This window comes from Kitasatospora sp. Root107 (assembly GCF_001424875.1).
Lineage (GTDB): Bacteria > Actinomycetota > Actinomycetes > Streptomycetales > Streptomycetaceae > Kitasatospora.
Genome location: NZ_LMCT01000005.1, coordinates 81,180 through 95,694 on the forward strand (window position 1 = coordinate 81,180; position 14,515 = coordinate 95,694).

At 71.2% G+C, this 14,515-nt stretch carries 12 protein-coding genes; 3 read left to right on the top strand and 9 right to left on the bottom strand.

Annotated elements, in window-relative coordinates; genetic code table 11:
* The first annotated feature begins 54 nt into the window (after positions 1–54).
* A complete protein-coding gene (locus ASC99_RS06800) occupies positions 55–507 on the top strand; it encodes a Pycsar system effector family protein (protein ID WP_057229391.1) in 453 nt (150 codons plus the stop codon).
* A 21-nt stretch (positions 508–528) separates the two neighbouring features.
* Here ASC99_RS06800 and ASC99_RS06805 read toward each other — a convergent pair whose 3' ends face one another.
* Positions 529–795, bottom strand: a complete 267-nt coding sequence (locus ASC99_RS06805) for a hypothetical protein (RefSeq protein WP_057229393.1) — start codon at positions 793–795, stop codon at positions 529–531.
* 103 nt (positions 796–898) lie between these two features.
* Complete coding sequence (locus tag ASC99_RS06810; RefSeq protein ID WP_057229396.1) at positions 899–1,537, bottom strand: nitroreductase family protein; 639 nt, start codon at positions 1,535–1,537, stop codon at positions 899–901.
* A gap of 69 nt (positions 1,538–1,606) precedes the next feature.
* On the opposite strand from ASC99_RS06810, the gene ASC99_RS06815 reads away from it, so the two are divergent.
* A complete protein-coding gene (locus ASC99_RS06815; protein WP_057229398.1) occupies positions 1,607–1,984 on the top strand; it encodes a helix-turn-helix domain-containing protein in 378 nt (125 codons plus the stop codon).
* 64 nt (positions 1,985–2,048) lie between these two features.
* Here the strand turns inward: ASC99_RS06815 and ASC99_RS06820 are convergent, their stop codons facing one another.
* Together ASC99_RS06820 and nrdR are read right to left on the bottom strand one after the other, a co-directional pair.
* Positions 2,049–4,904, bottom strand: coding sequence for a vitamin B12-dependent ribonucleotide reductase (locus ASC99_RS06820; RefSeq protein WP_057229400.1), 2,856 nt, complete (start codon positions 4,902–4,904; stop codon positions 2,049–2,051).
* Between the two features lie 131 nt (positions 4,905–5,035).
* Positions 5,036–5,527, bottom strand: a complete 492-nt coding sequence (gene nrdR / locus ASC99_RS06825) for a transcriptional regulator NrdR (RefSeq protein WP_057229402.1) — start codon at positions 5,525–5,527, stop codon at positions 5,036–5,038.
* Between the two features lie 390 nt (positions 5,528–5,917).
* Here nrdR and lexA point away from each other — a divergent pair, with 390 nt between their 5' ends.
* Positions 5,918–6,655: a transcriptional repressor LexA gene (gene lexA / locus ASC99_RS06830; RefSeq protein WP_082598138.1), complete on the top strand. Its 738-nt coding sequence runs from the start codon at positions 5,918–5,920 to the stop codon at positions 6,653–6,655.
* Positions 6,656–6,722: 67 nt separating this feature from the next.
* Here the strand turns inward: lexA and ASC99_RS06835 are convergent, their stop codons facing one another.
* Genes ASC99_RS06835 through ASC99_RS06855 form a run of 5 tightly spaced genes read right to left on the bottom strand, consistent with a single transcriptional unit; the run spans position 6,723 to position 14,317 of the window.
* Positions 6,723–8,822, bottom strand: coding sequence for an ATP-dependent DNA helicase (locus tag ASC99_RS06835; protein ID WP_057229404.1), 2,100 nt, complete (start codon positions 8,820–8,822; stop codon positions 6,723–6,725).
* Between the two features lie 12 nt (positions 8,823–8,834).
* The gene (locus tag ASC99_RS06840; RefSeq protein WP_057229406.1) at positions 8,835–10,613 is read right to left on the bottom strand and encodes an IucA/IucC family siderophore biosynthesis protein; all 1,779 of its coding nucleotides are present in this window, start codon (positions 10,611–10,613) and stop codon (positions 8,835–8,837) included.
* A gap of 19 nt (positions 10,614–10,632) precedes the next feature.
* Positions 10,633–12,030, bottom strand: coding sequence for a lysine N(6)-hydroxylase/L-ornithine N(5)-oxygenase family protein (locus ASC99_RS06845; RefSeq protein ID WP_057229408.1), 1,398 nt, complete (start codon positions 12,028–12,030; stop codon positions 10,633–10,635).
* Positions 12,031–12,056: 26 nt separating this feature from the next.
* Positions 12,057–12,572 carry a GNAT family N-acetyltransferase gene (locus tag ASC99_RS06850; protein ID WP_057229410.1) on the bottom strand — a complete coding sequence of 172 codons (516 nt, stop codon included), beginning with the start codon at positions 12,570–12,572 and terminating at the stop codon, positions 12,057–12,059.
* On the bottom strand, positions 12,569–14,317 hold the full coding sequence (locus tag ASC99_RS06855; RefSeq protein ID WP_057229412.1) for an IucA/IucC family siderophore biosynthesis protein: 1,749 nt from the start codon (positions 14,315–14,317) through the stop codon (positions 12,569–12,571). The genes ASC99_RS06850 and ASC99_RS06855 overlap by 4 nt, the downstream gene beginning before the upstream one ends.
* Between the last annotated feature and the right edge of the window lie 198 nt (positions 14,318–14,515).

A 14,515-nucleotide genomic window follows, 5' to 3' on the forward strand; every position in this document is an offset into this window, starting at 1 on the left:
CCACGTTCTATCTCCCAACAGCCCACCCGGCAAGCCCCGTTGGGAGAAATCGCGATGGAACCCGCCACGCCCGAGCAGCAGACCCGGATCGCCGGAGTCGTGACCACCCTGCAGTCCGACCTCTCCCGCGCCGACGCCAAGGCGGGCCTCCTGCTGGCCCTGTCGGGAGCGGCCTTGGTCGCCCTGGCCTCGACCGCCTCCCACCTCCACCCCACGGTCCCCGCCACCATCGCCGCCGTTCTCTGCACCGCAGCCCTGCTCGCCGCGACCGCCCTCCTGCTCCTGGCCGTCCGCCCGAACCTCCGAGGCAGCGGCTGGACCACCTGGCCCCGCCTGACCAACGATCAGCTCCACACCTGGCTCACCGTCGGCTACAAGGTCGACCACCTGCGCTTCATGGCTGTCCTTGCCGCCCACAAATTCCGCCTGATCCGCACCGCCATCGACTGCCTCCTCGCCTCCCTCGGCCTGCTCGCCCTGACCACCCTCCTGGTCGCCACCGCCTGACATCCCGGCGCCCAGCAGATCTCACCGCCCGAAGGACCGCCCCGGGTGCACCTCGATCGGATGCTCGCCTGCCCGCCGCGGCGCAAGGACGGTCTCGTAGTGGTGATCGAAACTCAGCAGCGTCGGCCTGGCCAACCGCCAGGCCAGTGCGGCATTGACACAGTCAGTCAACCCGAGCGCCTGCCCAAGATGACGGCTCATCAGCCCCGCCGCCTCTGCCAACAACTGACGGTCGGCCTCGGCGATTTGCACGCGGCCCTGGCCGGCCAGCGCACCGAAACGGGTCACGGCACTGACAGCCTCTCGCTCCGCCGATGCACCACCCGCCGACCGAGCTCCGGGGAAGGCTCGGTCGCGCCCTGATCGCTGCGGGCCAAGGTGCGACAATTTCTCACCTGCCATAACGCTCACGGAAGATGTTGCGTTCGAGTGCCCGCCGCCCCGGGTGGGGGCGGTGCTCCGCCGGGTGGCCGACCGAGACCAACAGGGCGATGGCGAGGTCGTCGCGGTCGCCGATGCCGATCGCCTGCTTCACCTGAGCTTCGTCCCAGCCGTTCATCGGCGAGGTGGCCAGCCCGAGTTCGGTGGCGGCGAGCATCAGGAAGGAGGCCGCGATCATCGCGTCCTTGACCGCGTACTCGCGGAGCAGCCCTAGTTTCTCCAGGCCCTCCTGAAACTCCGTCGACTCGGCCGAGAACCCCGCGATGAACTCGTCGCTCCACGCACCGTTGCGGCTCGCCTGGTCATAGACGTCCGCGCGGTCCTCGCGCCAGGCCTGCGGCTCCGCGACGAAGACCAGGACGACCGGGGCTTCCTGCGGCTGGGGCTGACCTCCGGTGGCACGGGTCAGCCGGGCGCGGCCCTCGGCGTCCGCCACCACGACGATCGAACGGTCCTGCAGGTTCCAGCTGGTGGGCGCCTCGACGGCGAGGGCCAGCAGCGAGGCGAGGGCGGCCTCCGCGATCGGGTCGGGCCGGTAGTGGCGGATCGTGCGGCGGCTTCGGATGGCGTCTGCAACGGAAAGCGTCATGTGGCCAACTATTGGTTAGCGACACTCCTTCAGGAAGTAGGCACTAAATAGTGCGTTACTCTCCCATGCATGACGACCGTGGTGGATTCATCCGGACTGACCGCCGACTGCTACTCCGCGAAGTGCCCGACCCGCCAGGTGCTCGACCAGATCGCGGGCAAGTGGACGATCCTGGTCGTGGGCGCTCTCCTCGAAGGAACCTTGCGCTACACGGAGTTGAGCCGTCGCATCGAGGGCGTCTCGCAGAAGATGCTCACCCAGACCCTGCGCGGCCTGGAGGCCGACGGGTTCGTGACCCGGACGGTGTACCCGACCATCCCGCCCCGGGTCGACTACGACCTGACGGAGCTGGGCCGAAGCCTGGCCGGACCCGTCACCGCGCTCCGCCAGTGGGCGGAGGCGAACATCAACGAGATCGAACGGGCCCGCCGGCAGCACAAGGCGTGAACAGCGGAGCGGGGAGCCGACGTGTCGTCGACTCCCCGCTCCGGCAGGCTACTTCAGGCCGTCATCAGCTGCAGCCGCTGGTGGAGCCGCAGCCCTCGCAGAGGTAGCAGCTGCCCGCACGGCGCATCTTGGTGCCGCAGGAGAAGCAGAGCGGGGCGTCGGCGTTGAGCCCGAGCTGAATCTCCATCAGTTCGGTGGAGTTGTGCGCCTGGGCCGGGGCGACCTTGGGGGCCTCGACGGCGACCGGCTTGGGGGTGGTGGCGATCGGGGCGGACTGGGCCAGCGACTCGACGCCCAGGTCCTCCGGCTCGATCGGCTCGTAGGAACCGGTGTCGAGGTGGCGCTGGCGCTCCTCGACGGAGTGGATGCCGAGCGCCGAGCGGGTCTCGAAGGGCAGGAAGTCCAGCGCCAGGCGGCGGAAGATGTAGTCGACGATCGACTGCGCCATCCGCACGTCCGGGTCGTCCGTCAGACCGGCCGGCTCGAAGCGCATGTTGGTGAACTTCGAGACGTACGTCTCCAGCGGGACGCCGTACTGCATGCCGACCGAGACCGCGATCGAGAAGGCGTCCATCATGCCCGCGAGGGTGGAACCCTGCTTGGACATCTTCAGGAAGACCTCGCCGAGACCGTCGTCCGGGTAGGAGTTGGCGGTCATGTAGCCCTCGGCGCCGCCCACCGTGAAGGAGGTGGTGATGCCGGGGCGGCCCTTCGGGAGGCGCTTGCGGACCGGGCGGTACTCGACCACCGGAGCAGCGGTGACCGGGGCCTCGACGGCCGGAGCGTCCTTCTTCTTGGCCGAAAGGGGCTGCCCGACCTTGCAGTTGTCGCGATAAATGGCGAGGGCCTTCACACCGAGCTTCCACGCCTCGAAGTAGATCTCCTCGATCTCCTCGACGGTGGCGATCTCGGGCATGTTGACCGTCTTCGAGATGGCCCCCGAGATCCACGGCTGGATCGCCGCCATCATCCGCACGTGGCCCATCGCCGAGATGACCCGCTCGCCCATCGCACAGTCGAAGACCGAGTAGTGCGCCGGCTTCAGACCGGGCGCGTCCACCACGTTGCCGTGCTCGGCGATGTGGGCGACGACCGCCTCGACCTGCTCCTGCTGGTAGCCGAGGCGCTTGAGGGCGCGCGGCACGGTGTTGTTGACGATCTGCATCGAGCCGCCGCCGACCAGCTTCTTGAACTTGACCAGGGCGAGGTCGGGCTCGACGCCGGTGGTGTCGCAGTCCATCATCAGGCCGATGGTGCCGGTCGGTGCGAGCACCGAGGCCTGCGCGTTGCGGAAACCGTTCTGCGCACCGAGGGTCAGCACCTCGGCCCAGGTGGAGGTGGCCGCGGCCCAGATCGGGGCGTCCAGGTCGTCGTACGAGACCGCGACGGCGTTGGCGTCCGCGTGCTGCTGCATGACCCGCTGGTGCGGGGCGGCGTTGCGGGCGTAGCCGTCGTACGGGCCGACCACGCCGGCGAGTTCGGCGCCGCGGCGGTAGGCGGTGCCGGTCATCAGCGAGGTGATGGAGCCGGCCAGTGCGCGGCCGCCCTCGGAGTCGTAGGCGTGGCCGGTGGCCATCAGCAGGGCGCCGAGGTTGGCGTAGCCGATGCCGAGCTGGCGGTACGCGCGGGTGGTCTCGCCGATCTTCTCGGTCGGGAAGTCGGCGAAGCAGATCGAGATGTCCATCGCGGTGATGACCAGCTCGACCACCTTGGCGAAGCGCTCGGCGTCGAACGAGTCGTCGTCGCGGAGGAACTTCATCAGGTTCAGCGAGGCGAGGTTGCAGCTGGAGTTGTCCAGGTGCATGTACTCGGAGCAGGGGTTGGACGCGTTGATCCGGCCCGACTCCGGGCAGGTGTGCCAGTGGTTGATGGTGTCGTCGTACTGGATGCCCGGGTCGGCGCAGGCCCAGGCCGCCTCGGCCATCTTGCGGAACAGCTTCTTCGCGTCGATGGTCTCGATGACCTCGCCGGTCATCCGGGCCCGCAGGCCGAACTCGGTGCCGTTCTCGACCGCCGTCATGAACTCGTCGGAGACCCGGACCGAGTTGTTGGCGTTCTGGTACTGGACCGAGGTGATGTCGTCGCCACCGAGGTCCATGTCGAAGCCCGCGTCACGGAGGGCGCGGATCTTCTCCTCCTCCTTGACCTTGGTCTCGATGAAGGCCTCGACGTCCGGGTGGTCCACGTCCAGCACGACCATCTTGGCCGCGCGGCGGGTGGCGCCACCGGACTTGATGGTGCCGGCCGAGGCGTCGGCGCCGCGCATGAAGGAGACCGGGCCGCTGGCGTTGCCGCCGGAGGAGAGCAGCTCCTTGGAGGAGCGGATCCGGGAGAGGTTCAGGCCGGCGCCGGAGCCGCCCTTGAAGATCATCCCCTCTTCCTTGTACCAGTCCAGGATCGAGTCCATCGAGTCGTCGACGGCCAGGATGAAGCAGGCGGAGACCTGCTGCGGCTGCTTGGTGCCGACGTTGAACCAGACCGGCGAGTTGAAGCTGAACACCTGGTGGAGCAGGGCGTAGGTCAGCTCGTGCTCGAAGATCTCGGCGTCGTCCGGGCCGGCGAAGTAACCGTTCTTCTCGCCGGCGGCGCGGTAGGTCAGCACCACCCGGTCGATGATCTGCTTGAGGCTCCACTCGCGCTGCGGGGTGCCCACCGCGCCGCGGAAGTACTTCGAGGTGACGATGTTGACCGCGTTCACCGACCAGGAGTCGGGGAACTCGACGCCGCGCTGCTCGAAGTTGATCGAGCCGTCACGCCAGTTGGTCATCACCACATCGCGGCGCTCCCAGCTGACCTGGTCGTAGGGGTGCACGCCCGCAGTGGTGTGGATGCGCTCGACCCGGAGGCCGCCCTTGGGAGCCTTGCCGGCCCCCTTGGCAGCCTTCGACCCGCGTGCAGACCCGCTCGTGGTGTCGGTCACTTCTCGCTTCTCCTCTTGCGCAAATCCCCCAATATCCCAGTATGCGTGGGCACTGAGGGCGGACGACAGTGTTCAGCGGGCCGTTTTCGGGCACGCCGGACCGCCCCGGACGACTGGCATGGGCCGGTCGGTCAGGTAGCGGTGGAGAGGACGGCGACAGCGTCCTCGGTGGGGAGAGGACGCTCATCGCGGAGTTCCGCGATGGCGGCCTCGAAGTCTTCGAGATCGTCGAAGGCGCGGTACACCGAGGCGAACCTCAGGTACGCGACCAGATCCAGTTCCTTGAGTGGGCCGAGTATGGCCAGACCCACGTCGTGTGTCGAGAGCTCGGCACTACCGGAGGCCCGGACGCACTCCTCGACCCGCTGGCCGAGCTGGGCGAGGGCGTCCTCGGTGACCGGGCGGCCCTGACAGGCCTTGCGAACACCGCTGATCACCTTCGACCGGGAGAACGGCTCGGTCACGCCGCTGCGCTTGATGACCATCAACGTGGCGGTCTCGACCGTGGTGAATCGACGGCCGCAGTCGGGACACTGGCGGCGGCGACGGATCGAACTTCCGTCGTCGCTGGCCCGGGAGTCGACCACGCGGCTGTCCGGGTGCCGACAGAAGGGGCAGTGCACCTGTGGACTCCCTCTCTGAAGGCACGGCAACGGACTCGCACACTCTACACGGACCACTAGGGGTGGGCCCACCGGAGAACCTAGGCCCCCACATGTAGTGGTGGAAGCCCGACGCGCCGCTACGGGGTGAAATTTCTCCGACCCGTGAAATAGACTGCGCAAGTCGAACACTTAAGCGATGTACACCCAAGGCCTTGATCGAGTCAGCCCGACTCGAATAAATTCACTCGAACGTGTGTTTGGCGCAACCTTTCGATAGGGGCACCAGTTGAGCTGGGCAAAGGGAGACCTGTCGGAAGGACCGCCGTGAACACCGTCGAAGCCAAGACCTCCATCCCGGTGCAGGAGCGCCCCGCGCGCACCGCTGAGCAGGAGAGCGTGGACCCCACCATGAGCCGGAGCCAGCCCATCGAGCACTCGGCCGCCCAGGACGACGTCCTCGGCCAGCCGACCCCGACCCGCTCCATGGCGGGGCGGCCGCCGGGCATCCGCACCGACGAGGCCGGACTGACGGAGCGCCAGCGCCGGGTCATCGAGGTCATCAGGGACTCGGTGCAGCGCCGGGGTTACCCGCCGTCGATGCGGGAGATCGGCCAGGCCGTCGGCCTCAGCTCGACCTCCTCGGTCGCGCACCAGCTGATGGCGCTGGAGCGCAAGGGCTTCCTCCGGCGTGACCCGCACCGCCCGCGCGCCTACGAGGTGCGCGGCGTCGAGGTGGCCCGTCCGAACACCGCCGAGGCGGCCGGCCGGCCTTCCACCTCGTACGTGCCGCTGGTCGGCCGGATCGCCGCCGGTGGTCCGATCCTGGCCGAGCAGACGGTCGAGGACGTCTTCCCGCTGCCCCGTCAGCTGGTCGGCGAGGGCGAGCTGTTCGCGCTCACCGTGCGGGGTGACTCGATGATCGAGGCCGCCATCTGCGACGGCGACTGGGTCACCGTCCGCCGCCAGCCGGTGGCCGAGAACGGCGACATCGTGGCCGCGATGATCGAGGGCGAGGCCACCGTCAAGCGTCTCAAGCGCGAGGACGGCAAGATCTGGCTGATGCCCCACAACCCGGCCTACGACCCGATCCCGGGCGACAACGCGACCATCCTGGGCAAGGTCGTCGCGGTGCTCCGCCGCCTCTGACGCACCGTAGGACCACATGGGAAAGGGCCACCCCGAGAGGTGGCCCTTTCCCATGTCCGGCGGCGCGTCAGCCGCGCTTGGGCACCGGGCGGACCGGTGCCGCCACAGCGTCGATCGCGGCCAGCGAACGGCGCACCTGGTTGCGGTCGTCGGTGTACCAGAAGTCCGGCATCGAGGACTTGAAGAAGCTGCCGTACCGCTTGGTCGCCACCCGGGGGTCGAGCACCGCGACCACGCCCCGGTCCTCGGCCGCGCGGACCAGCCGGCCGGCGCCCTGGGCCATCAGCAGTGCGGCATGGGTGGCCGCGACCGCCATGAAGCCGTTGCCGCCGCGCTCCTCGACGTCCTTCTGACGGGCACTCATCAGCGGGTCGTCCGGGCGCGGGAACGGGATCCGGTCCATCACCACCAGCTGGCAGGCCGAGCCGGGGACGTCCACGCCCTGCCAGAGCGACAGCGTGCCGAACAGACAGGTCGTGGCGTCCGAGGCGAACTCCCGGATCAACTCGCCCAGGGTGTCCTCGCCCTGCAGGAGGATCTTGTGGTCCAGCCGCTCGCGCAGCGCCTCGGCGGCCGCCTTCGCCCCGCGCATCGAGGAGAACAGGCCGAGGGTACGGCCGCCGGCCGCGCCGATCAGCTCGGTGAGCTCGTCCAGCATCTCCGGGCGCTCCGGGTCACGGCCCGGGTCGGGCAGGTGCCTGGCGACGTAGAGGATGCCCTGCTTGGGGTAGGCGAACGGTGAGCCGACGTCGATGCCGCGCCAGTACGGCGGGGTGTCCTCGTCCTGGACCAGCTTCGGCTCCTCGGGCGAGCGCTCGTCCGGCAGCCGACCCTCCCCCGGCAGGCCGACCGAGGCGGCCACGCCGTTGAAGTCGCCGCCGAGCTTGAGGGTGGCGGAGGTGAGCACCACCGAGCGCTCGTTGTAGAGCTTCTCCCTGAGCAGTCCTGAGACGTTCAGCGGGGCGACCCGGAGCGAGGCGGTGCCGGGGCCGAAGCGGTCGCTGCGCTCGATCCAGATCACGTCGTACGCGGACTCGGTGAGCAGCCGGTCGGCGGTCTCGTGCAGCGACTCGACCGAGGCCATCGCCTGCTTGCGGGCCGCGTCCTCGTCGGTGAGCGCCTTGTCCCTGGTCTCGCCGAGCGAGGTGATCACCAGTCGGGCGGCGTCCCGGATCGCGGTGACCGCGTAGGCCAGGTACTCGGGCAGCTCGCCCTCGACCCGGCCGGGCTGGGCGGTCTCCATCAGGCCGTGGTAGTTCTCCGCGGCGGCCTGGAGGGCGTCCACCGACTTCTCGTTCGCCAGCCGGGCTGCTCGTTTGACCGCCCGGTTGACTGCGCCGACGGTGAGCTCGGCGGTGGCGGCGCCGGTCACCCGGTTCACCAGCTCGTGGGCCTCGTCGACGATCAGCAGGCCGTGGTCGGGCAGCACCGGGGTGCCCTCGATGGCGTCGATCGCCAGCATCGCGTGGTTGGTCACCACCACGTCGGCCAGCTTGGCCCGCTCGCGGGCCGCCTCGGCGAAGCACTCCTGCCCGTAGGTGCACTTGGCTGCGCCCAGGCACTCCCGGGAGGTGACCGAGAGCTGGGCCCAGGCCTTGTCGGAGACGCCGGGCGAGAGGTCGTCCCGGTCGCCGGTCTCGGTCTCGTCGGCCCACTCGCGGAGCCGGATCACGTCCTGGCCGAGCTTGCCGGTCGGGCCGCCGAGCGCGTCCACCGGGTCGAACAGGCCCTCGCCCTCGTCGCTCGGGGTGCCCTCGTGGGCGCGGTGCAGGCAGAGGTAGTTGGACCGGCCCTTGAGCATCGCGAACTGCGGGCGACGGCGCAGCACCGGGTGCAGCGCGTCCACCGTCCGGGGCAAGTCCCGCTCCACCAGCTGGCGTTGCAGCGCGAGGGTGGCGGTGGCCACCACCACCCGGTCCCCGTGCGCGAGCGCGGGGACCAGGTAGGCGAGGGACTTTCCGGTGCCGGTGCCGGCCTGCACCAGCAGGTGCTCGCCGCTGCCGACCGCGTCGGCGACGGCTTCGGCCATCGCGACCTGGCCGGGGCGCTCGACGCCCCCGACGGCCGTCACGGCGGCGTGCAGCAGCTCGGGGAGCGCGGCGCGGGAGACAGGTGCCGGGGCCTCGGCGGTGCCGGGCAGGGCCTGGGGTGCGGAGTCGTTCGTCATGGCCCGCCCAGCCTACGACGTGGGGGTGACAATCCGGCTCTGCTGTGGGGGCAGCCCGACCGACCCGCCGTAGTGCAGCGGGTTGTCCACCTCGCCGTGCACGGCGGCGTGCGGGCGGTGCGGGCGGTCCCGGTAGCCGTCGAGCAGCAGCCGGTTGCGGTTCAGGCAGAGCCGGTCGATCCGGGGGGTGAAGAGGTCGAAGAGCTTGAAGCGTTCGCCGAGCTCGGGGAAGCGCCGCTGGTAGGCGGTGATCCGCTCGCGCAGCAGCTCCCAGAACTCGGCCTCGGAGACCCCGAGCTGGGCGTCGAAGAGCGGGGCCAGGTAGCGGAAGACCCCGACGAACAGACCGGAGTGCAGGAACTGGCAGAGGTACTCGGACGGCTCGCGCAGCAGCACCTCACTCACCTCGGCCGGGAGGCCGTCGAGTTCGGGCAGGTCGCGGTCGCTGATGTTGACGTCGTCGACGAAGTCCTTGACCGCGAGCCGGGCGGGCGCGTCGTGCTGGTCGAAGACCACGATGGCGTTCTCGCCGTGCGGGGAGAAGACCGTGCCGTACCGGTAGAGGAAGTGCAGCAGCGGCGGCAGCATCACCGCGAACAGCCGGCGCAGCCAGTCCCGGGCCGGCAGACCGGAGCGGCCGACCAGCTCGGCGACCAGCGCACGGCCGTCCGAGCCGACCTGGAGCAGCGCGGCCAGGGTACGGGCCCGCTCGTGCGGAGCAAGGTACCGGCCGAGTGGTTCGCGCCAGATCGCGCCGAGCAATTCCTTGTACTGGTACGGGACTTCGGGCAGGTCCCGGTAGAGCGGGTGGTCGACGGTGACCGAGGCGATCTCGCCGAGCAGGATCACCCGGCACTCGTCGCGCAGGAACGGGTCGCCGTCCCGCAGGGCGTGGATCCAGGCGGTGACGGCGGGGGCGGCCAGCGTGCGTTCGGTCGGCAGGCCGCGCCAGACCAGGGTGTTGAGCACCGAGAGCGGCAGTTTGACGGTGCAGCGCTCGGGCCTGCTGAGGTTGAAGAAGCTGCGGACGGACTGCTGCGGCAGCCGCAGGTCGCCGTCGCTGGGCAGCGGGATGATCTCGCCGGAGGCGATCCAGGGGGCGAACAGCGGCAGGATCACCTCGTCCCACTGCCAGGGGTGCACCGGCAGCAGCAGGTAGTCCGCCCCCACCCCGGCCCGGAACTCCGGGCTCAACTCCTGTTCGTACAGATCCGGTTGACCCCGGAACTCGGCCAGCCTCCGGTGCACCGCCAGCCACGGCAGCCGCTGCGGGCTACGGGCCTCGGGGGCCCAGGCGGCCAGGTCGCGGGCCGACAGGCCGAGCCGGCCCTTGTTCGGGACGATCCACGGGTGCCCGGTCTGCCGTCCCTCCAGGGCGACGTGGTCCAGGTCGGCCAGCTCGGCGGCGGTCAGTTCGGTGCTCAGCTGCCGGGCGTCGGCGAGCAGCGTGGCGGTCAGCTCGCGGATCAGGTGGCCCAGGGTGTCGCCGGGCAGCCCGAGCACCCCCCGGGCCAGCTGGAGCAGCCGCAGCGGGTCCCCGTCGGGGTCGTCCTGGCAGTCCACCGAGTCCGGGTCGACCTGCCAACTCCCGTACGCGCCACGGCGGGCGGTGAACCGGTAGACCGCGTCCGGCAGGTCGAGCCGGTAGCCGGCGCCGTCCGGCACCGGGGTGAGCAGCTGCTCGTAGGCGAACTCGCCGAGCATCTTGGCGAGCATCGCCCGGCGGGCCCGCCGCCAGTGCGCGGCCGTGAGCTGGGGTGGCAGGTGGAGCTCGGCGGGAGGCTGCGGCACGGTGGCCCTCCGGAGGAGTTCAGCGGGTGACTGGGGTGGCACGGGTGCCCTCCTGCGGGCGCGGGAAGGCGGGAGCAGTGGGGGCGGGCGGGGCGAAGCTGGTCCAGGCCGTCCGGGTGGGCAGGCGGTGGACGGTCCGGCCGGTCACCGCGTTGAGGATCACGGCGGCCCGGTGGGCGCCGAGCCCGAGATCGGGGGTGCCGACGCCGTGCGTGTGCAGTTCGGCGTTCTGCACGTACAGGCCGCCGGTCAGCTCGGGCCTGGTGGCCACCCGGTGGTCCAGGCCGACCCGGAACCGGCCCTGCTCGTCCCAGTCGACCAGCTCGGCGACCGGGTCGAGCAGGGCCGGGCGGACCGCCCGGTAGCCGGTGGCCAGCACCACGGCATCGGTACGGACCACCTGCTCGACGCCCGAGTCGACCTGGCGGCAGGCGAGTTCGAAGCCACCGCACGGCCCGGCCAGCGCCTCGGTGACGGCGGTGCCAGGCCGGATCTCCACCGGGTCGGCGTCCATCGGCCGGCCGATGGTCCGCTCGTACAGCAGGTCGTGGATCTCGGCCAGCGTCTCGGCGCTGGCCGCCTTGTGCAGCTGCCACTGCTCCCGCACCAGCCGGTCCCGGACGGCGGGGGGCAGGCCGTGGAAGTGGCGGGTGTAGTCGGGGGTGAAGTGCTCCAGGCCCAGCTTGGAGTACTCCATCGGGGCCAGCGCCCTGGTCCTGGTCAGCCAGCGCAACCGGGTGCCGTCGTCACCCCGGTTGCGCAGCAGGTCGAGGAAGATCTCGGCACCGGACTGCCCGGAGCCGACCACGGTGATGTCCCTGGCCCGGTCCAGGCTCGCCCGGCGGTCCAGGTACTCGGCGGAGTGCCAGACCTGCGGGTGGCCGCGCAGCGCGGCGAACGCCTCCGGGAGTACGGGAGTCGTGCCGACGCCGAGCACCACGTTCCGCGCCCAGACCTCGGTGCCGCCGGCCAGCGCGCGGAACAGCCGGTGCCCGGGGTGCCAGTGCAGCTCGGTCACGGCGGCCCCGAACCGGCAGTTGACCAGCCGTTCGGCCGCCCAGCGGCAGTAGTGGTCGTACTCCCGGCGGGCCAGCTGGAAGCGCTCGGCGAAGTAGAACGGGAACAGCCGGTCCTGGTCCCGCAGGTAGTTGAGGAAGGACCACGGGTTGGTCGGGTCGACCAGCGAGACCAGGTCGGCCAGGAACGGCACCTGCATCCTGGCCCCGTCCACCAGCATCCCCGGGTGCCAGCGGAACTCCTGCCTCGCCTCGCAGAACAGCGAGTCGAGCCCGCTGACCCGGTCGGCCAGCGCCGCCAGGGACAGGTTGAACGGGCCGAGGCCGACGCCCAGCAGGTCGTACGCCTCGGGCTGCTCCTCGGACGGCACGTCGTACGCCTCGGGCTGCGGGTTGTCCATGTCGTCCTAGTGTTCGCGTTGACGGGTCATTGTTGACGCAGCATCAGGGCGGCCCGCTTCTCGGGCAGCTCCAGCTCGGCCACCGGGTCGAACCCGGCCCGCCGGAAGGCCCGCAGCGACGGGGTGTTGCGCAGGTCGGGCTCGGCGACCAGCCGCTCGCAGTCGGGCTCGGTCAGCAGCCGGTCGGCCAGCGCGGTCAGCAGGACGGTGCCGAGCCCCCGGCCGCGGTGGCCGGGCGGGCCGAGCAGCAGGTGCAGCCCGAGGTCGCCCTGCCCGGCGGGGTAGTACCCGGCCAGCCGGTCCGCCTCGGCCCGGTAGAGCTCCCAGTAGCTCATCGGGACACCGTCCAGCAGCCCGATCAGCGGGCAGCTGTGGCTGTCCGGGCCGAGCTGCGGGGCGACGTGCCGTTCGGTGGTCTCCGGCGGCCCGGCCAGCTCCCAGTACGCCGCCACCGCCGGGTCGTTCATCCACCCGGCCAGCAGCGGGAGGTCGGTGGCGAGGTCGACCTCCCGAAGCTCGAACTCGCCTGCGGAGGTCCTCACCGGACCGCCAGCGGGTTGGGGATGTCCACGTAGACGGACTGGGTGGCGACCGGGCCGACCAGCTCGTCCATGCAGTTCAGCCGGGTCAGCAGGTTGGCCTTGCAGTGCAGTTCGGGGCTGTCCAGCAGCAGGGCGGGCAACCCGGAGCCGGTGGCGGCGGCCGGCCGGCTGCCGAGGAAGCCGCGCAGGGCGGCCAGCAGGACGCTCTCGTCGGCCAGCCGCTGGGAGCCGAAGGCGCCGATCAGGCCGAACACGTGGTTGATGCCGAGGTAGTAGGCGAAGTGCCTGTCGATCACCCGGTCCGCGACGAAGGTGTCGCTGGCCAGACCGACGCCCGGCAGCCGGGCGTCCAGCCGGTCGGCGAACGAACTGCGGAAGTAGTAGCCCTGGTTGTCCCGGTACCGGCCGCCGACCGGCCAGCCCGCCTCGTCCAGCAGTACCAGGCTGTTCTGCTGGTGCGCCTCCAGGGCGATCCCGGCCCGGCCGTCCAGCCAGAGCACCGGGAGCACCACGGCGTCCAGGTAGCGCAGGAACCACTCGGTCGCGACGGTGTGCACCGGGCGCCCGCACTGCTCGGCGAGCCTCCGGACGGCCCGGCCGAGCAGCGAGTCGACCCGCTCGCCGAACGGCTGCTCGGCGACCAGGCCCGCCACGCAGAACGCGCGTTCGCGCAGGCCGAACGGCTGCTGGCGGAGCACGGTGTCCAGGCCGTTCGGATCGGCCCCGCCGGGCAGGTCGACGCCGATCCAGGCCGGATCGCGGACGATGTCGAAGCCGGGGTGGGCGGCCCGCCACTCGGCGCTCAGCCCGGCCTCCAGCAGCCGGTGCACCTCCAGGCCCCGGTGCAGCTCCTTGCGCAGGTTCTCCCGGCGGGAGTTGGTGATCCGCAGGCCGAGCGAGAGCTTGAGCATCCACGGCGTGCCGGGGCGGCAGACGGTCCGCACCGAGGAGGTCGGGTGCCACTCCTCGCCGTGCTCGCCCAGGTCGTGCAGCGCACCGTCCGCCAGCAGCCCGGCCACCTCGGGGCGCAGGGCCAGCTCGCGGGCCTGCCAGGGGTGCAGCGGGAGTGCGGCGGTGCCGGGCGGCAGCGCGACCCGGTCGCCGAGCAGCCGGGCGGTGAGCTGCTCGGCCGGGACGCCGACCGCCGAGCCGGAAGCCAGCAGGTCCCGGTCGACGGCGTACCAGTGCAGCCGGAAGGACCCGTGCAGTTCGGGCGAGTACGCGGCGCTCTGCGCCGGACCGAGGCCGTCGCGGCTCTTCGGGGTGGGGTGCAGCGGGTGGCCCAGCAGCAGGGCCTGCTCCCCCGCCAGGAAGGGCCAGTCCGGGCCGGCGGCGGTCCGGCGGCGCTCCAGCACCTCGGCGGTACGCAGCACCGAGTCGGCCACCCGGGCGGCCAGATCGGTCAGTTGACCCGCCTCGGGCCGTTCGGCGGTGGCGCCCGCGACCAGGGTGGCCACCGTCACCACGTCCACCGGCAGCCCGGCCAGGGTCACCTCGCCGAACCGGTGCCAGCCGGTCGGCGACCAGTACCGGACCGCCGCGGTCAGCTCGACCGCACCGCCGAGCACCGGCACCCGAAGCGTCCCGTCCGGGCCGGGCCGGGCCCCGGTCTCCCGGGCCCAGCACCGCAACAGGCTCTCCACCCCGGCCTGTTCGGCGGCCACCGCCGGGTCGGCGTCGAGCAGCCTGTCCTGGGGCCGTGGATGGACGACGGGCGGGACTCCAGCGAGGGCGACGGTGCTCAAGGCTGCTCCTTGGGGCGAGCGAGGGTGCGGGCGCCGGGAGTTGGGGGGACGGCCGTGGCTCGCGAGACCGAGGGCGCCGACAGGTCAGACAGCCCAAGGGAACTGGCCACTGACGGGTGATCACAAGATCAGCTCACTCGTTGTGGTGAATCCCTGCGGATCACTCACCCGTTGGAGTGGTCCGCTCCGGATCGACAC